This is a genomic window from Pseudomonas sp. UMAB-40 (assembly GCF_900095275.1).
Lineage (GTDB): Bacteria > Pseudomonadota > Gammaproteobacteria > Pseudomonadales > Pseudomonadaceae > Aquipseudomonas > Aquipseudomonas mandelii_B.
Window position 1 is genome coordinate 260,492 of sequence record NZ_LT607552.1, and the last position, 23,789, is coordinate 284,280.

Annotated in this window: 16 protein-coding genes; 10 read left to right on the forward strand and 6 right to left on the reverse strand. The window is 59.3% G+C overall.

The genetic code is table 11. The features are described 5' to 3' along the window. Positions 1-110: 110 nt before the first annotated feature. From K0F88_RS03890 to K0F88_RS03900, 3 genes are read left to right on the forward strand one after another with little or no spacing between them, the layout of a single operon-like run. Positions 111-2,246 (forward strand): FUSC family protein, encoded by a 2,136-nt coding sequence (locus tag K0F88_RS03890; RefSeq protein ID WP_219094090.1) that lies wholly within the window; start codon positions 111-113, stop codon positions 2,244-2,246. Then, a complete protein-coding gene (locus tag K0F88_RS03895) occupies positions 2,236-2,436 on the forward strand; it encodes a DUF1656 domain-containing protein (RefSeq protein WP_219094092.1) in 201 nt (66 codons plus the stop codon). The genes K0F88_RS03890 and K0F88_RS03895 overlap by 11 nt, the downstream gene beginning before the upstream one ends. Positions 2,437-2,440: 4 nt before the next feature. Further along, complete coding sequence (locus tag K0F88_RS03900; RefSeq protein WP_219094094.1) at positions 2,441-3,406, forward strand: HlyD family secretion protein; 966 nt, start codon at positions 2,441-2,443, stop codon at positions 3,404-3,406. Between the two features lie 205 nt (positions 3,407-3,611). Here the strand turns inward: K0F88_RS03900 and K0F88_RS03905 are convergent, their stop codons facing one another. From K0F88_RS03905 to K0F88_RS03920, 4 genes are all read right to left on the reverse strand, one after another. Beyond that, complete coding sequence (locus K0F88_RS03905) at positions 3,612-5,033, reverse strand: efflux transporter outer membrane subunit (protein WP_219094096.1); 1,422 nt, start codon at positions 5,031-5,033, stop codon at positions 3,612-3,614. Beyond that, entirely contained in the window at positions 5,030-8,212 is a 3,183-nt protein-coding gene (locus K0F88_RS03910; protein ID WP_219094098.1) for an efflux RND transporter permease subunit, read from the reverse strand. Before K0F88_RS03910 ends, K0F88_RS03905 begins: the two co-directional genes overlap by 4 nt. Positions 8,213-8,227: 15 nt before the next feature. Beyond that, on the reverse strand, positions 8,228-9,481 hold the full coding sequence (gene mexE / locus K0F88_RS03915) for a multidrug efflux RND transporter periplasmic adaptor subunit MexE (RefSeq protein WP_219094100.1): 1,254 nt from the start codon (positions 9,479-9,481) through the stop codon (positions 8,228-8,230). A 310-nt stretch (positions 9,482-9,791) separates the two neighbouring features. Continuing rightward, complete coding sequence (locus K0F88_RS03920) at positions 9,792-10,709, reverse strand: LysR family transcriptional regulator (protein ID WP_257605177.1); 918 nt, start codon at positions 10,707-10,709, stop codon at positions 9,792-9,794. 269 nt (positions 10,710-10,978) lie between these two features. On the opposite strand from K0F88_RS03920, the gene K0F88_RS03925 reads away from it, so the two are divergent. The 4 genes from K0F88_RS03925 to pgm all read left to right on the forward strand — a co-directional run bounded on the left by K0F88_RS03925 (position 10,979) and on the right by pgm (position 17,275). Then, a complete protein-coding gene (locus K0F88_RS03925) occupies positions 10,979-12,001 on the forward strand; it encodes a zinc-dependent alcohol dehydrogenase family protein (protein ID WP_219094102.1) in 1,023 nt (340 codons plus the stop codon). 560 nt (positions 12,002-12,561) lie between these two features. Continuing rightward, the gene (locus tag K0F88_RS03930) at positions 12,562-14,040 is read left to right on the forward strand and encodes a hypothetical protein (protein WP_094467421.1); all 1,479 of its coding nucleotides are present in this window, start codon (positions 12,562-12,564) and stop codon (positions 14,038-14,040) included. A 67-nt stretch (positions 14,041-14,107) separates the two neighbouring features. After that, on the forward strand, positions 14,108-15,508 hold the full coding sequence (locus tag K0F88_RS03935) for a PLP-dependent aminotransferase family protein (RefSeq protein ID WP_094467422.1): 1,401 nt from the start codon (positions 14,108-14,110) through the stop codon (positions 15,506-15,508). Positions 15,509-15,628: 120 nt separating this feature from the next. Continuing rightward, positions 15,629-17,275, forward strand: a complete 1,647-nt coding sequence (gene pgm, locus K0F88_RS03940; protein WP_219094104.1) for a phosphoglucomutase (alpha-D-glucose-1,6-bisphosphate-dependent) — start codon at positions 15,629-15,631, stop codon at positions 17,273-17,275. A 158-nt stretch (positions 17,276-17,433) separates the two neighbouring features. On the opposite strand, the gene K0F88_RS03945 is transcribed toward pgm, so the two are convergent. Beyond that, positions 17,434-18,129: a pirin family protein gene (locus K0F88_RS03945; protein WP_219094106.1), complete on the reverse strand. Its 696-nt coding sequence runs from the start codon at positions 18,127-18,129 to the stop codon at positions 17,434-17,436. 279 nt (positions 18,130-18,408) lie between these two features. Between K0F88_RS03945 and K0F88_RS03950 the strand changes: the two genes are divergently transcribed. After that, positions 18,409-20,883 (forward strand): UvrD-helicase domain-containing protein, encoded by a 2,475-nt coding sequence (locus K0F88_RS03950; protein ID WP_219094108.1) that lies wholly within the window; start codon positions 18,409-18,411, stop codon positions 20,881-20,883. Positions 20,884-20,940: 57 nt separating this feature from the next. Here the strand turns inward: K0F88_RS03950 and K0F88_RS03955 are convergent, their stop codons facing one another. After that, complete coding sequence (locus tag K0F88_RS03955; protein WP_219094110.1) at positions 20,941-21,216, reverse strand: DUF1652 domain-containing protein; 276 nt, start codon at positions 21,214-21,216, stop codon at positions 20,941-20,943. Between the two features lie 262 nt (positions 21,217-21,478). On the opposite strand from K0F88_RS03955, the gene K0F88_RS03960 reads away from it, so the two are divergent. Both K0F88_RS03960 and K0F88_RS03965 read left to right on the forward strand, forming a co-directional pair. Then, positions 21,479-22,294 (forward strand): helix-turn-helix domain-containing protein, encoded by an 816-nt coding sequence (locus tag K0F88_RS03960; protein ID WP_094467427.1) that lies wholly within the window; start codon positions 21,479-21,481, stop codon positions 22,292-22,294. 50 nt (positions 22,295-22,344) lie between these two features. Then, positions 22,345-23,751 carry an FAD-binding oxidoreductase gene (locus K0F88_RS03965; RefSeq protein ID WP_219094112.1) on the forward strand — a complete coding sequence of 469 codons (1,407 nt, stop codon included), beginning with the start codon at positions 22,345-22,347 and terminating at the stop codon, positions 23,749-23,751. The last annotated feature ends 38 nt before the right edge of the window (positions 23,752-23,789 follow it).

The following is a 23,789-nucleotide window of genomic DNA, read 5'->3' on the forward strand; positions in this document are numbered from 1 at the left end:
GACTCAGCACGATGCTGGCGATTTTGCCTACAAGTCGTGTCGACATTGAAACCCGTCGAAGTCATGAAGCAGTGACTACGCTTGCTGGAGATGGCTCGAAGAGTGTTCCCATGCAACCGCTGCTCCAGTACTTCAAGGCAATGCTCAACCCCGGGCAAGGGGTGCTGCTGTTCGCCTTGAGAACCATCGCGGCCGGGTTGCTGACACTGTACCTGGCCTTCCTGTTCGACCTTGACCAGCCAAAATGGTCGATCATGGCGGTGGTCATCGTCAGCCAGCCATTGGGTGGCATGGCCCTGGCCCGCAGTTTTGGCCAGGTCATCGGCACCACCCTGGGCGCGGCAGTCGCGGTGTTGATCATGGCAATGTTCCCCCAGGCGCCGATGCCTTTCATTATTACGCTGGCCTTGTGGCTGGCGCTGTGCACCGCCGGCGGCACCTTGTTGCGCTACACCAGCTCCCAGGCCTTTGTCCTCAGCGGTTACACCGCAGTCGTTGTCGCGTTGCTGGCGGTGCCTGACCAGGACGGCACGTTCCTGCTGGCCGTCACCCGTGTAACCGAGACGCTGCTGGCGGTGGCCTGCGTCTGCGTCGTCAGCCTGCTGACCGCGCGCCCGGAGAGCGTGGCCCGGAGCTACTTCGCCAAGATTGATCATGTCATCAAGTTGCTCGCGACCCACGCAGCGGCGGTCATTCGAACCGAGGAGAGCGAGGGCGATTTCCACCGCAGGCAGATGCAATTGTTGGGTGAGATCAGCGCCCTTGAAGGCTTGCGTCGGCATCTGTATTTCGATGCGCCACGGTTACGCAGTGCCAATGGCCTGGTGCAGTTGCTCGGCAATCAACTGGTGCTGCTGATCTCACGGCTGACGGCGCTGCGCCACCAACGCGAACTGCTGACCGAGCGCTGGAAAGGCGAGTTGCCCGAAGAGATCCAGCTTTTACGCGCCGAAGAACTGGCCTTTCTCGATGAGTTGGCCGTGAAGGGACGCACGTTGTCGGCCGATGCGCGGCACCACTTCTCGGCGTTGCAACAACGTTTCGATGACCAGGCCTATAAGGCCGAACAACTCACCGAGACGATGCCTGCCACCCTGCGTTCACTGGCTTGGGCGCTGCGCTGGGAGCAGGCACGGATGTTGGAGCAACTGGGACAGATTCTGGAGCTGAGCGACGCGATCCAGGATGGCCGCGAGGCCAGTTGCGTGTTCCGCGGCCAGGAGAACCCGCTGCATCTGGACTTCACCTTGGCGGCGATGAACGCGATCCGGGCCTTTGTCGCGTTGCTGGTGGCCGGCCTGATCTGGATCGAGACCGCTTGGGACGGGGCCCGTGGCGGGATGATCGTGGTGGGGATTCTCTGTTCGCTGATGGCGACGTTTCCCCGGCCGTTGCTGGCCGCCCAGAGCTTTGCCAGGGGACTGGGGCTGGCCTTGGTGGTGTCGGCGTTGTATCTGTTCATGCTGGTACCGATGATCAGTGACTTCGAGCTGCTCGCCTTGTTGTTGGCTCCGTTGCTGTATGCCGTCGCGGTGGGACTGTCCAGTCCGCCAACCACCGGGACAGGCATTGGTCTTGGGCTGACAACCATGCTGTTGCTGGGCCCGCAAAACGTAGGCGTCGGCCAAAATACCGCCATTCTGTGGTTCGAGTTTGCCGGTGCGTATACCTGCGCCGCCGCGCTGGCGCTCAGTGTCTATGCGTTGATCTTCCCGTTCAGGCCGGTTCTGCGGATACGCCGCCTGTTCAATGAGAACCGTGAGCAGGTCTACGCCTTGCTGAAGGCGCCGGCCACCGATGAACAGCAGTTTGCGTTTGAAAGCCGCATGGTCGACCGCTTGACCATGATGTTGGGCCTGTTGCCGGCCACCAACGACAAGCAATCCGGCGAGCTGTTCGAAGTCAGCCTGGGGTGCATGGCACTGGGCGTGGCGTTGAACCAGCTCAGGCAACAGGGGCAGAGCAACACCTTGCTCAGTACCGAACAACAAAACCGGCTGCAGGCCTCGCTCCGGGAGACCGGCAGGTTTGTCGCCGGGCGACCGGGTGTCGACGTTGACCGGCTGCTCGGACACTTGCATGCCTTGGGCGATGAGATGGACGACTTGCAGTTAGTGGTTCATGAACACCTGTGGTCGGTATTCCGGATGCGCGTGGCGCTGTTGATCGTGGTGTCGTTTCTCGAGCGACATCGCCAATACTTTCAAGCCAAAGAACCGGAAGGAGTGCCGGCCCTTGCCCATTGATCTGGAAGTAGGTGGCGTCTACTTGCCGCCAATCGCCCAGGCCTTGCTGCTGGCCTTGCCGATTTTTCTGCTGCTGGACTGGATTTTGAGACGCCTGGGCGTGCTGCGTTTCGTCTGGCATGAAGCCTTGTTCGAGGGCGCGTTGTACGCCTGCGTGTGCGCAACGCTGATCCTGGTGATGGGAGCCTGATGCCTTGAAGAAGATCCTTGCCCGACTCGCGACTGTTGCAGTGGTGTTGCTGGCCTTTGTGCTGGGCTGGTTCGCCTGGGAACATTACACCCGCGCGCCCTGGACCCGGGACGCGCGGGTGCGCGCCGATGTGGTGACGTTGTCCGCCGACGTGTCGGGGCGCATCGTCAGCCTCGGCGTTCAGGACAACCAGCATGTAGACAAGGGCCAGTTGCTGCTGGAGATTGACCCCGCGCGCTACGCCCTGGCGGTAGACCATGCCAAGCGTTCGGTAGAAGTGGCGAAAGCCTCCCTCGGACAGTCCGAAGCGACGATTGTCGCCAGTGGCGCGTTGCTCAGGCAACGTCAAAGCGAAGAGCGCCGACGTCGCACCCTCAAGGAACGCGCCGCTATCTCTGGCGAGGAGTGGGAAAAATCCAGTACGGACGTGGCGGTGGCGCAGGCCGAGTTGCTGCGTAATCAAGCCAATCTCGGTTTAGCTCAGGCCAATGTGCAACTCGCCATCGCTGCTTTGACCCAAGCTGAACTCGACTTGCAGCGTACACGGGTCGTCGCCCCCGTCAGCGGTTACGTGACCAACCTGCTGACCCGACAGGGCGACTACGCCACGGCGGGGGGCGCACTGCTGGCACTGGTCGACAGTGATTCGTTTTACGTCAGTGGCTACTTCGAAGAAACCAAGTTGCCGCGAATCGGGGAGGGCGATCGGGTCAGGATTGAACTGATGAGTGGCGAAACCTTCGGCGGCACCGTGCAAAGCATTGCCTTTGCCATTGCCGATCGGGAGAACCTGCCTGGCAACCGTCTGCTGGCCAACATCAACCCCAGTTACACCTGGGTCAAACTGGCGCAACGGGTGCCGGTGCGGATTCAGATTGATGCCGATTATCTCGCTAAAAGCCGCTTGCGGGCCGGGACCACGGCCACTGTAACCATCCTGGAAACGCGCAGGACTGAAGATCACCGCTAATCCCTGTGGGAGCGGGCTTGCCCGCGATGACGTCGGCACAGGCAACATTGTTAGCGACTGATCTACCGCTATCGCGAGCAAGCTCGCTCCCACATGGGATGGTCAGCGGGTTCAAGTCATCGGCAAAAAAAAGCCCCGCAACCGAATGAGGCGCAGGGCTAAAAAATTGGTTGGTTGCGGCCAACCAAAGGAGCTCTTTAAAAACTTACTTGCTGGCGACTGTCTCTGGTTGCCAGCCACCACCAAGGGCTTTGTAAATCGCGACAATGCCACGATAAAGATCGGTTTCCGCCGAGGCCTGGGTATCTTCGGCCGCCAGACGCTCACGTTGGGCATCCAGCAGGACGAGGAAGTCCACGGTGCCTTCGCGGTAGCGAATCTCGGCCAGGTTTGCGGCTGAACGGCTCGCTTCGCTTTGACGAATCAGCGAGATCAGCCGTTGCTGACGTTTGCCGTAGTCGCTGAACGCGTTTTCCGATTCTTCCAGCGCCAGCAGCACTTGCTGCTCGTAGGTCGCCAGCGCGCCTTCGGCATCGGCATCGGCGCCGCGCAGACGGGCGCGCACGCTGCCCAGGTCGAACGCAGCCCACGTGATGCTCGGGCCAAGCGCCCAGGCATTGGCAGCCGCGGAACCGATCTGCGAGCCACGGCCGGCAGTAAAGCCAAGGAAACCGCTGAGGCTGACCCGAGGGAACAGATCAGCCTTGGCCACGCCGATACGGGCGGTGGAGGAGGCCAGTTTGCGCTCGGCGCTGAGGATGTCTGGACGACGTTGCAGCAATTCACCCGGGTCACCGATCGGCAAGGATTTGGCAATCGCCGGCAGGTCTTTTGGGCTCAAGTCGACAGTCAGCTTGTCCGGACGCTCACCCAACAGGGTGGCAATACGGTTTTTCTGCCGAACCTGTTCGGCCTGCAACTGCGGCACGCTGGCTTCGACCGAGGCGAGGCGTGCATCGGCACGCTCCACGTCCAGTTGATCGCCGACGCCGGCATCACGCAGGCTTTCGGTGATCTTGCGTGATTCCTGCTGGTTGTTCAGGTTGGCCAGGGCAATCTTTTCGCGCAACTGTGCGCCGCGCAATTGGCCATAAGAATCCACCAGTTCGGCAATCATGGTGACTTGCAGTTGGTACAGATCGGCTTCGAGCGCTTGCTGTTCGGCGTCGGCGGATTCCAGATTGCGCTGGATACGGCCAAACAGGTCGATCTCCCACGCCATGTCCAGGCCCAAGTCGTAACGTTCGCTGTTGACCCGTTTGGTGGTCTGGCCTGGAATCTGACCTTTACCCAAGTCACTGCTGGCGCGGCTGGTGATGGTGGGCATGGCGTCATTGCTGACGTCATCGCGAATCGCCCGGGCCGCTTTCCAGCGGGCAAAGGCCACCTGCAGATCACGGTTGCCTTGCAGCGATTGAGTCACCAACTGGTTGAGGGTCGGGTCTTCGAACTGCTGCCACCAGATGCCTTCGAAACGCGAGCGATCGAAGTTTTTCTGACCGGCAGCGCCATCGGTTGCGGTAGTGATGTTCGCCGGCTCAGTGGCTGGAGTCTTGTAGTCCGGGCCGACGGAACAAGCACTCAGGGCCAGTACCAGAAGGCTCGGCAGGAAGGCTTTCAGGCTCATTGTTGCGCCTCCAGTTTCAGGGCTTTGGCCGCTTTGCGTTTTTCACCGCGCTCCACAAAGTTACGAATCAATACGTAGAACACTGGCGTCAGCAACAGACCGAAGAAGGTCACCCCGAGCATCCCGGAGAACACCGCCACACCCATGGCGTGACGCATTTCGGCACCGGCACCGCTGGAGAACACCAGAGGCACAACACCCATGATGAACGCGAAGGAGGTCATCAGGATCGGACGCAGACGCAGACGGCACGCTTCGAGGACCGCAGCCAGCGGGCTGAGACCTTCGTCCTGCTGTTTATCCTTGGCAAACTCGACGATCAGAATCGCGTTCTTACACGCAAGTCCCACCAGTACGATCAATCCGATCTGGGTGAAGATGTTGTTGTCGCCTCCCGAAGCAATCACACCGACTATGGCCGACAGCAGGGTCATCGGTACGATCAGGATCACCGCCAGTGGCAGGCTCCAGCTTTCGTATTGGGCCGCGAGCACCAGGAACGCCAGCAATACGCAGAGCGGGAACACGAACAGCGCGGTGTTGCCGGACAGAATCTGCTGGTAGGTCAGGTCGGTCCACTCGTAGGTCATGCCGTTTGGAAGTTCTTCCTTGAGCAGTTTCTCGATCGCTGTCTGAGCCTGGCCGGAGCTGTAGCCCGGGGCTGCCGCACCGTTGATTTCAGCGGTGATGAAGCCGTTGTAGTGCATCACGCGGTCCGGCCCCGAGGTGTCGCTGACCTTGATGAAGGTCGCCAGCGGGATCATCTCGCCTTTGTTGTTACGCACTTTCAGCTGACCGATCTGGTCCGGTTCGAGACGGAACTGCTGTTCAGCCTGGACGTTGACCTGATAAGTACGACCGAAGCGGTTGAAGTCGTTGGCATACAGCGAACCCAGGTAAATCTGCAGGGTGTCGAAGATGTCGCTGACGGCCACGCCGTGGGTCTTGGCTTTTTCCCGGTCAATGGCGGCATCGACCTGCGGCACGTTCACGGTGTAGCTGGTGAACAGCGCAGCCAGTTCCGGCACGTTGTGGCTCTTGGTGATGATGTTCATGGTTTCTTTGTACAGCTCGTCGTAGCCCAGGTTGCCCCGGTCTTCGATCTGCAGGCGGAAACCACCGATGGTGCCCAGGCCTTGTACCGGCGGCGGCGGGAAGATTGCCATGTAGGCTTCCTGAATCCCGGCGAACTGGCCATTCAACGCACCGGCAATAGCACCGGCCGACATGCTCGGGTCTTTGCGCTCGTCGAACGGTTTCAGGGTCACGAACACGATGCCGGCGTTAGGACTGTTGGTGAAACCGTTAATCGACAGGCCCGGGAAGGCCACGGCGCTTTCCACACCCGGCTGTTTCAGGGCCAGGTCGGACATGCGTTTGATCACGTCTTCGGTGCGGTCCAGGCTCGAAGCGTCCGGCAGTTGCGCGAAGGCCACCAGGTATTGCTTGTCCTGGCCGGGTACGAAACCGGTCGGGGTGTGGGCGAAACCGAAGAAGGTCAGCACCATCAGGCCTGCGTACAACAGCAGGGCAATACCGCTGCTGCGGATAACCCGGGCTACGGTGCCGACATAGCCATGGCTGGCGCGTTCGAAGAACCGGTTGAACGGACGGAAAAGCCAGCCGCCCAATAGTTTATCAAGCACTTTGGTAAAGCGATCTTTCGGCGCATCGTGGCTCTTGAGCAGCACGGCGGCCAGGGCAGGGGACAGTGTCAGCGAGTTGAACGCCGAGATCACGGTCGAGATGGCAATGGTCAGGGCAAACTGTTTATAGAACTGGCCGGTGAGTCCGGAAATGAACGCCGCCGGGATAAATACCGCACACAGCACCAGCGCCGTCGCGATGATCGGCCCGGTCACCTCTCGCATGGCTTTCTTGGTGGCTTCTACGGGCGTTTCTCCCAGCTCGATGTGCCTTTCCACGTTCTCCACCACCACGATGGCGTCGTCCACCACGATACCGATGGCCAATACCAGGCCGAACAGTGACAGGGCGTTCAGCGAGAAGCCGAACAGGTGCATCACCGCAAACGTACCGATCAGCGAAACCGGCACAGCTACCAACGGAATGATCGAGGCACGCCAGGTTTGCAGGAACAGGATCACTACCAACACCACGAGGATCAGTGCTTCGAAGAGGGTGTGGACCACCGCCTCGATGGAGCCGCGCACGAAGATCGTCGGGTCATAGACGATGCTGAAGTCCATGCCTTCCGGGAAATTCTTCTTCAGCTCCGCCATCTTGTCGCGCACTTCGTTGGAGATCTCGATCGCGTTGGAACCAGGGCGCTGGAAGATCGGGATCGCCACCGCCGGCTGGTTGTTCAGCAGCGAACGCAATGCGTATTGGCTGGAGCCCAGCTCAACGCGAGCGATGTCTTTCAGGCGCGTGATTTCACCGTTGTCGCCGGAGCGAATGATGATGTTCTCGAACTCTTCCTCAGAAACCAGACGGCCCTGAGTGTTGACCGACAGCTGGAACGCAGTGGCATTCGGCGCAGGGGGCGCACCCAGTGCACCGGCAGCGACCTGACGGTTCTGTTCACGAATGGCCGTCACCACATCGGTGGCCGTCAGGTTGCGCGAAGCGGTCTTGTTCGGATCGAGCCAGACCCGCAGCGAGTAGTCGCCCATACCGAACAGCTGCACGTCACCGACACCGCCCAGGCGCGCCAGCTCATCCTTGATGTTGAGCAACGCGTAGTTGGACAGGTAGAGCATGTCGTAGCGTTTGTCCGGCGAGGTCAAGTGCACAACCATGGTCAGGTCGGGCGACGCCTTGTCGACGGTGATACCGATGCGCGTCACTTCTTCTGGAAGTTTCGGCTCGGTTCGGGTCACCCGGTTTTGAACCTGCACCTGTGCATTGTCCAGGTCAGTGCCCAGTGCGAAGGTGATGGTCAGGGTGATCTTGCCGTCAGCGGTGGACTGCGAGGACATGTACAGCATGTTCTCGACGCCGGTAATGGCTTGCTCCAAGGGAGCGGCCACGGTTTCACCGATGACTTTTGGGTTGGCGCCGGGGAAGTTCGCACGGACCACCACGGTCGGTGGCACGACTTCCGGGTATTCACTGATCGGCAGCTGGAACAGCGAGATGGCACCGGCGATCAGGATCAGCAGCGACAGTACCGCTGCGAAGATCGGCCGTGAAATGAAGAATTGGGAAAAATTCATCGGAGTTGTCGTCCCTTAACCGCGTGGAGTCGCAGCAGCCAATTTCACAACCGAACCCGGCGCGACCTTGGCAGGTGCGACTTGGGGCAGGTTGCTGGCTTCCAGCGCTTGTCGTTGTTGTGCGAGTGCCGCGAGGGTTTGTTCGCTGGCCATCGGGATCACTTCAGGGGTGACCGGCGAGCCAGGGCGAACCCGTTGCAGACCCTTGACGATGACGGTGTCATCCTTGTTCAGGCCGCTGCGCACGATGCGCAAACCTTCGATCTTCGGCCCCAGTTCGACGGAGCGATAGGCCGTCTTGTTGTCGGCGTCCATCACCAGCACGAATTTTTTGCCCAGATCGGTTCCGACCGCTTCGTCGTTGATCAGCACGGCGGAGTAGGTGCCGCTGCCGACCAGTTTCAGACGGGCATACAAGCCTGGTGTGTACTGTCCATCGGCGTTATCAAAGACTGCGCGACCGCGAATGGTGCCGGTTTTCGGGTTGACCTGATTGTCGACGAAGTTCATCACACCCTGGTGCGGGTTGCCGTCTTCGTTGGACAGACCGAGGTAGACCGGAGTGGTGGCACCGCGTTTGCCCTGGCGCGCGAGCTGGGTGTATTTGAGGAACACACGTTCGTCGGCGTCAAAGTAGGCGTAGACCTTGTCGGTGGAAACGACGCTGGTCAGCGCGGTGGTGTCGGCGGTCACCAGGTTGCCGGCGGTGATTTCCGCACGGCTGACGCGACCGCTGATGGGTGCGGTAACACGGGTGAAGCTCAGGTTCAGCTTGGCCAGGTCCAGTTGCGCCTGGATGGCGCCGACGGCCGCACGGGCTTCCTGGGAAGCGCTGGTGCGCGAGTCAGCAAGTTCAGCAGAGATTGCGTTGCTGGTGCGTAAGCGTTCGCCACGCTGGGCTTCATTTTCACTGCGGGTGGCGTTGGCACGACCTTGGGCAACCAGTGCTTCGAGGCGGCGGACCTCGGCCTGGAAGGGGCGTGGGTCAATCTGGAACAGCAGGTCGCCTTTCTTGACCAGTGCGCCTTCGGTGAAGGCCACTTCATCAATCTGACCGGAGACCCGTGGACGAATTTCTACGGTTTCTGGCGCTTCAAGGCGCCCGGTGAATTCGTCCCACTCATTGACCGGTTGTTCCAAAACCTTGGCGACGCTGACTTTGGCCGCGGGCATGGTAGCGGCAGACTCCGGAGCCTTGCCGCAGGCGCTCATCACCAGTACGGCCAACATGGCCAATGGGAAGCGCAAATGTTTGAGTGACTGTTCCATGGATGCATCCGCCAATGTATTGAGATGGGCGGATGATGAGCGGCGAGGTGGTATCGCACGAATCGAATGAAGCGAAGGTAACTATCATTCGGAATGATATAAGTCTGAAGCCAGCCCTCTAGCATGCGCCTTACATTGGACGGCGATCAATTGGGTTGATGACAATTCTGTGTTGCGGAGAATGCAAGGGATTGGCTTGAAACCGAGTCGCGGCCTTCGCGGGCAAGCCACGCTCCCACAGGGACATGCATTCCATTGTAGGAGCGGGCTTGCCCGCGAAGAGGCCATCAGCCTCAACAAAGCTTCAGGATCAGGCCAGGCTATCCGGATCCCCAAAGAACATCTGAATCCTTGACCGCAGCCAGCGCTCACCCGGGTCATTATCCTGCGACCCACGCCACGCCATGTGCAATTCAAAACTACGCACCGGCAACGGCGGATCTTCAGCCCGCACACCGCCTGCCGCCGTCAACGCGTCAGCAGTGTAGTCCGGCACCGTAGCGACGATATCAGTCCCGCTGATGAGCGTGCTGAGCCCGTTGAACTGCGGTACCGCGAGTACCACATGACGTTTACGCCCAAGCTTTTCCAGTTCTTCATCTATAAAGCCGCTCAGGTCACCGGCAAACGACACCAGCGCATGGGGGCGGGCGCAGAAGTCATCCAGGCTCAATGGCCCCGGCACCGTATCGGCGCGCAACAGCTTTGGCATGCTGCGGCGCAGCACTTTGCGCTTGGCGTTGGCCGGCAAGTCGGCGGTGTAGCTGACGCCGATGGAAATTTCCCCCGAGGCCAACAGACTCGGCATCAGGATGTAGTTGGCCCGCCGCACCACCAATACGATCCCCGGCGACTCCGCACGCAAACGCTTGAGCAGCATCGGCAGCAGCGCGAACTCGACATCGTCCGACAGGCCGATACGAAACACCGCCGTACTGGTCGCCGGGTCGAATTCTGCCGCACGGCTGACAGCGGTGGAGATCGAATCCAGAGCAGGAGAGAGCAGGGCGAAGATTTCCACCGCGCGGGCGGACGGCTCCATGCTGCGCCCGGTGCGCACGAACAACGGGTCATCGAACAACCCGCGCAGGCGCGAGAGCGCCGCACTGATGGCGGGCTGGCCGAGGAACAATTTCTCCGCAGCGCGGGTCACACTGCGTTCGTGCATCAATGTTTCAAAAACGATCAACAGGTTCAGGTCGACACGACGCAGGTCATTACGATTCATCTGGAGTCCTGGCAGAGTCATCAAGCTTGACGAGAGCGGCCATATGAGAACAATGGCCGGCATGAATCTTACGGGGAAAGGCTGCTACTCTGCACCGAATAATTCAGTTTCCCTTGATCGGCTGCTCCAGATTTTTACGACAACCGTTGATCCAATGGATGCTGCGGAATCAATGACAGGCATGTCGACTATTAATAGCCACTGATAGTCTTGGGTAGAAAGCCCAGATAGAGTTCAGGGCATTAGAGGTTTCTTTGGCGAGGTTTGCGATGTCCCGCACGATTCGTTTTCACAAGTTTGGTCCAGCCGAGGTGCTCAAATGCGAAGAGCATGCGGCCGCTCTCCCTGCTCCGGGCGAAGTGCAGGTGCGCGTCGAGGCGATTGGCATCAGCTGGTACGACATTCTCTGGCGCCAGAACCTGGCCTCATCCCACGCTCGCCTGCCTTCTGGTCTTGGCCATGAAATGTCCGGCGTCGTCACGGCGGTCGGCGAAGGTGTCGATGACCTGGCAGTCGGTGACAAGGTCGCCAGCTTCCCGGCTGAAAGCCCCAACGACTATCCGGTCTACGGCGAGCAGATCGTTCTGCCTCGTTCGGCACTGACCCGTTATCCGGATGTGCTCAGCCCGATCGAAGCCAGCGTGCATTACACGCCGCTGTTGATCGCCTACTTCGCTTATGTCGATCTGGCGCGGGTCAAGCCTGGGCAATTTGCCCTGGTGACCGACGCGAGCCACTGTGCCGGTCCGTCCTTTGTACAACTGGGCAAGGCATTGGGTGTGCGGGTGATTGCCGCCACCAAGACCGCTGAAGAACGTGAATACCTGCTGTCGCTGGGTGCCGAAAAAGTAATCGTCACCGAGGAAGAAGATCTGCTCATGCGGATCAACAAGATCACCGACAACCGCGGTGTCGACGTGGTGTTCGATGGCCTCGGCGGTCCGCAGATGTCACTGCTCGGCGATGTGCTCGCGCCTCGTGGCAGCCTGGTGCTGTACGGCCTGCAAGGTGGTAACCAGACGCCGTTCCCGGCCTGCGCAGCGTTCCAGAAGAACATTCAGTTCTTTGTTCACTGTATCGGCAACTTCACCGGCAAGCCGGAGCTGGGCATCATCCAGGACCAGGTCGCCCTGCAGCGTGCCTTGCGTGACATCAACCAGCTGACCGCTGACCGCGTGCTGCTGCCGCTCAAGACTCGGGTCTTCCCGTTTTCCGAGTTTGTCGAGGCGCACCGCTACATGGACGAATGCCCGTGTCGCGAACGGGTTGCACTCCAGGTCGAACCTGCGTAACACCGCTGAAAAAAGTCCGTGCTTGCACGGACTTTTGCATTTCCCCCTCCGAAAATCCGAGACGTTCCGTCAATCTGCGACGGGTCAGTTCAGCAACTGAACTGGTTTTTGCTCTCAATCTGTATCTTCTAATCACCCTATAAGCCCCGATAATTGAATGATTACTTTCATCTCAAGGAATGAGCTATGGCTGGGTATTGGATAAATACGTTTCTTCGCGCTCCGGCAATACAAACTCAACAAATAGCGTGTTATCGATCAATTACTGAAAAATTAATGGCGACTTCTTTCTTTATTTCTCGTGCTACCTGTCTGTGGGACGCTGTCGGACATTTCCTAGGATCCCTCATGCAGTCGCAGGACGCTTGTTCTGCGGGGCTTTCATGCAATCGTGAGCGGGCGAGCTCACAAATAAGCTCGATTCATTTCAAATAATTACTCAAAACTAAGTGTTAGCATTTGATATCAGGCGCAACACTTTAATCATGTCAGTCAGCCGTTTGCGCAATGCATACAGTTGTTTGCGTGACATCGAACCTATGCGTAACAGGTAAACAATGATGACCCATACCCATGAACAGGCAATGAACTATGTTTATCAGCAAGTATTGCAGCGATTGTTGAGTTTTTTCTCGCGCGCGGAGCGTACGGCATTGCAGCTGATGATTCAGCGTCTGGTGGTCTCCGCAGGTGGCATGGACCGTATCGGCGAATACAAGGTGTTGGCGATCCAGTCCGGGACCCGCGACTGTTGCTACACGCTTGCATTGCTGCGCGCCGCACAATTGAGCATCGCCGGCCGGGCACCTGCGACGTTCCAGCTGCGAGTCGCGACCTTGCGCACGAACGGCGCAAGCCCGACGGCCCTTGAAAACATCCATCGCAGTTGCAGTGCGCTGTTTCTCTACGACGATCCTCGGGTCGACGTGGTGATGGTCGATAACCGGGAAGTCTTGCCGTTCACCCACCAGGCGCCGGTTTCCGATGCGGGCCGCGAGTCGAACCGTCTCAATCTGTTGATGATTGGTCACCGGCGAAACTGGAACGGACCGCTCGACCTGTGGGATGACGGGTACCTGGCAGCGGGCGAGTTTCATGGGCAAATCTGCCGTTGGGACCGAGGCGTCGATGCGTTGGTCAGCAGCGATACACCTCGTCAGCAAAAGCAGTTCATGCATGGATTGACCCGTGCGGCACAAAAGGCCGGTCTCAAGGCATCGAATTACCCTGAATCCGGTTACGAGGAGCTGTTCGCACGACTGGATGAACTGGGCAGCGATTGCTACCGCGAGTTTTATCCTGAACATGCGCAGGCCGAGTGGCGGCCGACTGAATCATTTGAGGCGTGTCGGCGCACGACCTTCATCGATATTCACGACATGCTGGTCAGCAATCTGGAAGATCGCTGGCCACTGCTCACCGATTTCCTCGGGTTTCAGCCTGACGAGCTGGCGGCCCAGCTCAGCGATGACGAATTCGTCAGCCTATCGATTTCCGCGCACGTTCGGGGGCTGGAGGCCTGTTTTGTTCATGGGCGTACCTATGAAGCAGGCGTTGCTGAATATGTACAGCGGGCCTTGGTCATGATGCGTCGCAAACAACTTCCCGAGCGTTTTTGCGAGCAGGCAACGGAGACGTTCGGTAACCCGACGACAATGTCCGACCAGCGTGCATTGGCGGCGGCCGAGGCCCAGAAAAGCCTCGGCTTGAGCGAAGCTCAACTGGTGTGCTTGCTGTTCGCGCCCTTTGTCGAGAGCGGCGCCTCGCTTGAACGTTTTCTGCGCCAATGCCACCCCGGCATGCTCGTGGCGTTGCCCGATCTGCACCGGGCGATGCAGGGCAAGCCGGCGCCCGAGCAGGTGCTGCAATGGATGGTTGACGTCAGCGGGTTGCCCGTCAACTTGATCGGCACGCTTTACCGGATGGGGCCGGTGGCGGAGAGCGAGAGGCCGGGCCCGGAAGCCGGTGATGAGAATGAGCATGCACTGGGCCTCGACGCGGGCAACGCCGCAAGTGGCGAACGGTCAACGGGTCGTTGAAAATGCTCGGGGTTACCGCGTTCATCCACCCACCCCACGCGGCGCGTGGCGTGTTCGGTCATAACCCATGAAAGGACCCCGCGAAACCGACTTTGCCTACCAGGCGGTGTACCGTTACCTGACTAACCTCATCAACGAGCCCGTCAGCGACACGCGGGTCCGCCTCCCTTCTTTAAGGCAATTGGCGGACCGTCTGAGCGTATCGATTTCGACGATTCAGTACGCCTATTCGCTGCTGGAAAAAGAAGGGCGGGTGTATTCGGTCGCCAAATCCGGCTATTACGCGCTGCCCGTGTCGTCCATTCGCCCGCTCAGCAGCGGCAATGACCTGCTCGAGACGGTTTATGTGAACGCCAGACGGCCGGGAATGCTGGTGTTGAGCGCGGATGAACCGGCGTTGCTGCAGCCCCTGGACAGCCCGTTATTGCTGCTTGAAAGAGAGCTGCTGCGTCAGTATCCGCGTCCGCCGCAACCGACTTCACAGCCTTGCGGTGAACTGGAACTGCGCGCTGCATTGGCGGCACGCTATACCTCGTCTCCGGCACGTTGCTGGCACGCCGATGATGTCTATATCGGCGCCGATTTGCGTGGCGTCCTGGAAATACTGATCGCCGTGCTGTGCCTCAAAGACGCCACGGTCGTCGTCGAGTCTCCCTGCGACTGGATGATCCTGCGCTTGCTCCAGGACGCTGACGTCCAGGTCATCGAGTTGCCCTTGCAAGCCAATGGCGGCCTAGACCTTGAGCAGCTCAAGCAACTGCTGGAGACCAAGCCGGTGCGGCTGGTCATGCTTTCTTCCGGCCTCAACATGCCGCGTGGCAGCGTGGCTTCCCACAGCAACAAGCAGTCAACCGCTGAACTTCTGGAGCGTCATGGCAGTTGGGTGTTGGAGAACGACTGCTACGGCGAACTCGCATTCGAGCCCGACGGCCTGCGGTTTCGCGATCTGCTGAACCCGGATCGGCTGATCGTTTTCTCCACTTTTGAAAAATCCATCGGGCCGGAAGCGCCTTATGGTTATCTGCTCTCGCGGCAATTGAGCGTCGAACTGCAGCGGCATTTCCTGTTGCGTTCATTCCGGTTGTCGCCTATTCGCCAGAAAGCCATCGCACGGCTATACAGCAATGGACGAATCGATCAGCACTTGCTGGTGTTGCGGCGGCTGCTCAAGGACCGAAAGGTGCATATGACCCAGCTGTTGCAGGAGCGTCTGGGGGATGCCTTGCACTTTGTCGAACCCTTGGGCGGTGCGACGATCTGGGTCCGGTCGTTGCGTCAGGTCGATGTGCGTCGGGTGTTCCAGCGCCTGCTCAGGCACCAGGTGGTGATTGCGCCAGGAGAGCTGTTCAGCCTGCAGGGGTTGCACGCGCAACACCTGCGACTGAGCCATACCTTCGGCGGCGACCACGACCTCGCGGCGGCCATGGGTTTGTTGGGCGATGCCTTGCGCCTGGAATCGATCGATTGAGCACGTGCGGGGCTTTGGCGATTGATAACATTTCGCTCGGGATCGATAACGTCGCGCTGCGGTCAAACTGCCAGTAAACTGCGTTCCTATTCCTGAACCACTCTATTCCAGAGGTTTTGCATGACACTCAGTCCTTTTGCGGGCAAACCGGCACCGGCAGAATTGTTGGTCGACATCCCGCGACTGGTAACGGCCTATTACACCGGCCAGCCTGATGCCGCCATCTCTACCCAACGCGTAGCCTTCGGCACGTCCGGACACCGAGGCAGCTCGTTCGACCTGAGTTTCAACGAATGGCACGTTCTGGCGATCAGTCAGGCGATCTGCCTGTACCGCGAAGCCCAGGGCATCGACGGTCCGCTGTTTGTCGGTATCGACACTCACGCACTGTCCACCCCGGCCGGCGTCAGCGCCCTGGAAGTGCTGGCTGCAAACGGCGTCACTGTGATGATCGCCGAGGGTGACGAATACACGCCGACCCCAGCGATTTCCCACGCGATTCTTTGCTACAACCGCGGCCGTACCTCGGGCCTGGCGGACGGTATCGTCATCACCCCATCGCACAATCCGCCGCAAAGCGGTGGCTACAAATACAACCCCACCAACGGCGGACCGGCCGATACCCACATCACCAAGTGGATCGAAGCCAAGGCCAATGAGCTGCTGGGCAACAAGCTGGCCGGTGTCAAACGCATCAGCTACGAGCAGGCACTGAAGGCCAGCACGACCCATCGTCACGATTACCTCAACACCTACGTCGCCGACCTGATCAACGTGATCGACTTCGACGCCATCCGTGATGCCAAGCTGCGTCTGGGTGTCGATCCGCTGGGCGGAGCAGGGGTGCGCTACTGGTCGGCGATTGCCGAGCATTACCGTCTGGACCTGGAAGTAGTAAACAAACAGGTCGACCCGACGTTCCGCTTCATGACGGTCGACTGGGACGGGCAAATCCGCATGGACCCCTCGTCGAGCCATGCCATGCAAGGCCTGATCGGCCTGAAAGAGCGCTTTGACGTAGCGTTTGCCTGCGACCCGGATCACGATCGCCATGGCATCGTGACCCCGTCCGGTGGTCTGCTGGCACCGAACAGTTACCTCGCCGTGTCTATCGACTACCTGTTCCAGAACCGTCCGCAGTGGCGCGCCGATGCTGCCGTGGGCAAAACCGTGGTCAGCAGCGGCCTGATCGATCGCGTGGCCAAGCGCCTGGGTCGTCGCCTGTACGAAGTGCCGGTCGGTTTCAAATGGTTTGCTGACGGTCTGTTCGACGGTTCTCTCGGCTTTGGCGGCGAAGAAAGCGCCGGTGCCTCGTTCCTGCGCAAGGACGGCGGCGTCTGGTGCACCGACAAAGACGGCTTGATTCCGGCATTGCTGGCGGCAGAAATGACCGCTCGCACCGGTCGCGACCCGAGCCAGGCCTACCGAGCGTTGACCGACGAGCTCGGCGAACCGTTCTCGGTGCGCGTCGACGCCAAGGCCAACCCTGAACAGAAGGCCTTGTTGAGCAAGCTGTCACCGGATCAGGTCACCTCGACCCAACTGGCGGGCGAAACGATTCAAAGCATCCTCAGCCACGCGCCGGGCAACGACCAGGCCATCGGTGGTTTGAAAGTCATGACCGAGAACGGCTGGTTCGCGGCACGGCCTTCGGGGACCGAGGATATCTACAAGATCTACGCTGAAAGCTTTGTGAGTGATGACCATCTCAAGCAGTTGGTTGCAGAGGCGCAGACGTTGGTGGATGGCGCTATTTCTGCGAAGTGATTGAAGGCCCCATCGCGGGCAAGCCCGCTCCCACAAGGAGTGCTTAAAACCCTGTGGGAGCGAGCTTGCTCGCGATAGCGTCAGTGCAGTCACCATCGATCATGAAAAAAGGGGCGACCATTACTGGTCGCCCCTTTTTTTGCCCTGCATTTACCCGATCAAGCCAGATCCACCAACACGATTTCACTGTCCTCGATCGCGGTAACCCGCAACACCTGCTCATCCGCCACTGCGACGCCGTCTCGAGCTTGTGCACGCAGGCCATTGACTTCAATGACTCCCGTAGCCGGAACCAGATAAGCGCGACGGCCACTGTCCAGGCGATATTCGGCGGACTCACCGGCCTTCAGGTTCGCGGCCACCAGCCGTGCATCGGCACGGATTCGCAGGCTTTGATCGTCGCCGGCCTTGCCGCTGGCCAACGTCACGAAGCCTTCACGCTGGCCTTTCGGGAAAGGCTTGGCGCCCCAAGAGGGGGCCAGGCCGGATTCGTTCGGGATGATCCAGATCTGAAAGATCTTGGTTTCACTCGCTTCCAGGTTGTATTCGCTGTGGGCGATCCCGGTGCCGGCGCTCATGACCTGAACGTCGCCCGCTTCGGTGCGACCCTTGTTGCCGAGGTTGTCTTCGTGGGTAATTGCACCTTCACGAACATAGGTGATGATTTCCATGTCTCGGTGCGGATGTTTCGGAAATCCGGTGCCCGAGGCAATCACGTCGTCGTTCCATACCCGCAGGTTGCCCCAATTCATGCGTTTCGGGTCGTGGTACTCGGCGAACGAAAAGTGGTGATGCGCATCCAACCAGCCATGGTGGGCGCCGCCCAGGGAGTTGAAAGGTCTGAGTTCAAGCATGATCGTCTCCTGAAAAGGTTCGTCATGGGGCAGAGCGCCGAGCCACGAAACGAGAACCGGTGGTTGATGGCGGGCATCATCTATCAGGCACCAATCGATAAAAAGCGTAAAAAATGCCTCAATATGATCGATTAAGTTGATATCAAATAACCTCGAAACATTCTCACCCAGCCTTCACTTCATCGTATAAGCCAATGACCTGTAAGCATTTCACTAGAACTTAACGGCAAATACGGACACCATAGCCCTCAACAGCCTCACACCCTGGAGTCAGTCCGCGTGCCGCAACACACCCCCGATCTTCCTCCCGAACTCCGTCCCCTGGCCGAGATGCCACTGCTCAAACGCCTGGCCGCCCGATTCTTTGGTCATGGCCTGACCCGTCTGCGTGCGCAACACCGTGCATCGTGGCTGCACGGGCAAGCCGATGGTTTTCGCAGCGGCCACAGCGCCGGGGTGGATTACGGCTATAAGGAAGGGAAAGCCGAGGGGCTGGAAGAAGGCCGGCAGGTGCTGTTGATCCGTGATTCGCGTTCGACCGAGCACAGGCCGCCTAATGTCGACGACAATTTGTTCGACGATTGGCGCCTGCCCTTGAGCGCCGAGCTGAAGAAGCGCATGAAGGCCGATGTCGCCCGACTGCTGCCAGCTCACGCCCAGCCAAGCGCCGCCCAGTGGAAGATGATTTTCAGCGACACGCCTTCGACGTCGGTAATTGCCGGGGCTGGCGCGGGCAAGTCGACGACGCTGGTATTGCGTATCTTGCTGCTGACCCATTATCTGGGTTTCGAGTTGAGCTCCATGACCGTGGTGACCTTCACCCGCGAGTCGCGCAAGGACTTCATTAATAAGCTGATCGAACTCTTTGCATTGTGGGGCCGGGCGCTGAGCCTCAAAGAGGCGCGGGATCTGGTGCGTACCTTCCACTCGCGCATCCTGCCAATGGTTCGCAGCCTGCCGGGCTTCGAACGCCTGCAAGCGTTCGAAAACCTCAGTAATCGCGCGCAAAACGGCGACGAGGAGGTCGACAGCAATCCCTTCGACCTGCGCATCAACGACGCCCAGCGACAGCAACTCAATGCCTGTTTCCACAGCCTGCACATCCGTGATGAGCGTTTTCGCGAGCTGATCAAGCCGTTGTCCCGTCACGCACTGCAACTCAAGGAGCTTGAGCGCGATCACCCCGATGTGCAGAAGCGCATGGCGGTGACCGAGTTGGCGGCCAAGCGTGATGAAGAGCTTTGCGACACCATTGAAGATCTGTGGTTTCGAGCCGGCGCTTGGCCAATCAAAGGCATTGAGCCCAATCGGCAGGCCTTCGACATCAACGGGTCGACTTTCCATTGTCACGGCTACATTCCCACGCTGGACGCCTGGGTAGTACTCGGATTTGACCCCCGGGAAAATCCACAAGTCAGCCGCCCGAATGCCAAGTTAACGGTTCGTGCGGAATGGGCGGTGAAGCGAACCCTGTTTCAAGCTTTCTGTCGTAAACCATTGATATGGCTGGATAGTTACGAAGCTTCAAAGCGCATGTTGGCTTCGCTGGCAGGGGATGCCAGTGCCGGACCGGGCTTCGATTACAAGGTCAAGGGTGAGTTGGGGTCAGCCCCCTTGCTGGACTGTTTTGTGGCTGCCGCCGGGTTTATCGAGAACCTGGGCCTGGATGTTCCGAATGCGGTTGGCCAGATGAGTTTCGCCAAGGATGACCCGGACCGGCATTTCTTCGAGGCTCTGAGCCTGTTCTGGCGCGCGCTGGAAGATCATTTGCTCGATCAAAAGCCACCGGTGATGACCTACAACCGAATGTTTGCCTTATTCAGCGAGCACTCCCCGGAAAACCTGAAGCTGCTGAGCGATGAACTGCTAAGGCCGTTATCACATCTGATGATCGACGAATTTCAGGACGTATCACCGCAGATTGTCTCCTGGATTCGTGCCAGCCTCGCGGAGATCCGCAGTCGCGGCCCGGCGATGCACGTGGGGCGAGGTGCGCAACGTTCGTCCTTGCTCTGTGTAGGCGATGACTGGCAGTCCATTTATGGCTGGCGCGGCAGTTCGCCGTCTTATTTCATGGAGTTCAACAAGGAATTCCCGTCACCGAGCACGACGAAAGTGATGCTCAGCGACAACTACCGCAGTCACCAGCACATCATCGATGCGGCCGAGCATATCGTCCGCGCAGCGCCGTCGATCGCTGGAAAGAAGGCCAAGGCCAGCGGTGAGCCCAAGGCGCTGTTGCCGGTGAGCGTCATGGATCGGGACGATCAGGGCATGGCTCAACGCCTGATCCAGCATTACCGTCAAGGTGATTCCATCTTGATGCTTTATCGAAAAAGCAGCGATAAGTTATTGATTGAGCAGCATATTCAATCGGTAGTTAATGTGGATTCTAGCTTGCCGTATGAAGCTCGGCGCATCAAACAGCTGACGTATCACAGCGCCAAGGGCTTGCAGGCCGACGCAGTGTTCTTGCTCGGTGATTGTCAGCACCTGACCAGTTCTCCCTACAAGAATCAGGTATACCGGATGGCGGGTCTTGGCAAGACGGGCGACAACGAGCCATACGACAACGCGCAGAAAGACGAAATCCTGCGACTGGCTTACGTCGGCATCACGCGGGCGGTGAGTCATTGCTACTGGTATGTCGATGGGCAGGACACTCAGGCGGCGAATATGCCCAAGGCTTCTGACCGGATTGGCAAGGACAAGCCATTCTTCGCTGATCACCGTCAGGGTCAGGCACCGGCCTGAACCCGAGCCCACAAAAAAAGCCCACATGATGTGGGCTTTTTGTTGAGTGGTTGACCTTCAGGCATAACTCTTGAGGGCCACGGGAGGAATGAAACACTCAAGTTCGTCTTCCACGGCTTCGATTATTCGTTCTACGTCCGCGGCATTCATCACGGTTGCGCAAGGAATGCCTGCAATGGCGATCATGGTCTCGCCACTGGCGCGGTCAAACAGACGGGCAATCATGCTGCCCGGCGCGTCCATGCTCGCCTCGAATCCCATGGGATGAAAATGCCAGCGCATCAGCTGGCAGGCGTTTGGAAACGTAACTTTGCTGAAAGACCCTTTATTCATGTGTTGCCCGCCTTCTTCATCGAGCGCTTCCTTTAGCTCATGTTAGGAGGGAAGAGCCTTCAATGGCTCAACCGGTGACTGCCTTTAAAAGTAGCATCCAGATGTGAAAACCATGTGATTTTTTTCAGTCCGTTTGGCGATTGCTACCGTTTTTTTGATGTGGATCACGTGCCGGGCCTTGCTCGGCGTTACGGCGATTCGGTCTGGTCATTGAAGCCGTGGCCGAACTTCGGCAAGCTCGGTTTTTTTCGTCGAGTTCCTTATGCACGCCGATGATGATGGCCCGCTGCAAACCCAGGTCACGGGCGAGACGGTCATGCGCTACCACTTGTGCTGGAAACACCGGGATCTGGACGGTGTCATGGCGCTTTATCACCCGGACATTCAGTACAACGATTTTTTCCAGAACCGTGTCATGGGCCTGGATGAGTTGCGCGAGTACGTGCGCGGCAGCATGCCGCGTAACCCGGACGAGGCGCTGGAGCATTCCGATCGCATACGCCTGGACGGCAACACTGCGTTCATCCAGTACCAGATGACCTTGCGCGGCGGCGAAGGGCTGGTGTCGTTCCGTTCCAGTGAAGCGATCACGGTGCGCGACGGGTTGATCTGGCGGGTCAACGAATACGCGTCCCTCGTGCGCGAACAACCGCAAAGCAACACCGCTGCGAACTTGCGCCCGGCCGCCAGCCGGCTCGGGCTTTCACCGCGCCAGCTGAGTTTCATGGCTGACGACCTGCAACAGTATTTCCAGCGCCAGCAGCCTTATCTGGACCCCGAACTCGACCTGCAACGGGTGGCGCAGGAGTGCGGGTACAGCCGCAATCAAATTTCCTATCTGCTGAATCAAGTGTTGGGCCAGAGCTTCTATCGCTACGTTAACCAGGCACGGCTGCAGCATTTGCTCGCGGCGCTGGACGCCGCCACGCCACCGTTGCGCGTTGATGAGCTGGCATTTTCCGCTGGCTTCAACTCGTTGTCGGCGTTCTACAGTTGTTTCCGCCAGCACACAGGGCTGTCGCCCAAGGCTTACGTCAAACAAATTTCTTTGCGTGCACGCGCGCACGACAGCCCCTGAGCCCACGCACTAGGATCGACGCCATCGAAGTTTGAGTGGCGGAGTCTGGCATGTCGGCGTGGCGCACTATCAGTTTGTGGATGGATCAACTCGACGAGCCGTTGCTGGCGCGTCCAGCGCTGGAGCACGATCTGGACGTTGACGTGGCCATCATTGGCGCGGGCTACACCGGGCTCTGGACCGCGTATTACCTCAAGCGTCTGGCGCCAGGCCTGGACATTGCCATCGTCGAAGCGCAAACCGCCGGTTTTGGCGCGTCGGGCAGAAACGGCGGCTGGCTGATGGGTAACTTGCTGGGCGAAGACCGTCTGTTGGCTGGTTTGCCGCCGGACCAGCGTCGAGCCTCTTTCGATCTGCTGCACAGCATTCCTGATGAAGTCGAGATCGTCATCGAACGGGAGGGCATTGACTGCGATTATCGCAAAGGCGGGGTGCTGTACTGTGCCGCGCGCTATCCCGAGCAGGAAGCCAGCCTGCGCGACTATCTGGACAAGCTTTACCGCCAAGGCCTGACCGAAAGCGATTACCGCTGGCTCAGCCCGGAGCAACTGGCGCAACAGATCAGAGTTGCGAAGCCTTATGGCGGTATCTATGCACCGCACGTTGCGACCATTCACCCGGCAAAGTTGGTGCGAGGTCTGGCAGAAACGGTCGAGCGCATGGGTGTCAAAATCTACGAAAACAGCGCGGTCACGCAGTGGCAGTCGGGGAGTTTGCGTACTGCCAAGGCCCAGATTCGCAGTCGCTGGATCGTGCCGGCGGTAGAAGGTTATTCGGTCACGTTGCCACCCCTTGGTCGCTATCAGTTACCGGTGCAAAGCCTGATTGTCGCCACCGAACCCCTGTCTGCCGCGACCTGGGACGAAATCGGCCTGAGTCGCGGCCAGGCGTTCAGCGAAAGCAGCCGACAGGTCACCTACGGCCAGCGCACGGCCGACAACCGTCTGGTGTTCGGCGCCCGGGGCGGCTATCAGTTTGCCGGCAAGTTGCGCCATGACTTTGACTTGACCACCAGCGAAGTGGAGTTGCGGCGCTACCTGTTCGGCGAACTCTTTCCGCAACTCAAGAACGTGCAGATTACCCACGCGTGGGGCGGCAACCTGGGCATGTCCCGGCACTTCAAGCCACACATGCTCTGCGATCAGGCCAGCGGCATTGCCTTGTCCGGCGGTTATGGCGGCGAGGGCGTCGGCGCCAGCAACCTGGGCGGTAGAACCCTGGCGGATCTGATTCTTGAGCGCGACACCGAACTGGTTCGCCAGCCTTGGGTCATGCCTCAAGGCGGTCTGGACACGCTCCGGGCCTGGGAGCCGGAGCCCTGCCGCTGGCTGGGTTACAACGCGATCATCCGCAGCTTCGTCCACGAAGACCAGACCCTGGCCAACCCGGCCACGGCTCCTTGGCGCCGCAAACTGGCGAGCAAGGTGGCGGGGTTCATGGAAGGTTTCATGCAGTAAACGGCGCGTTCTTCATCTATAGGCTCAATCGACAGGTA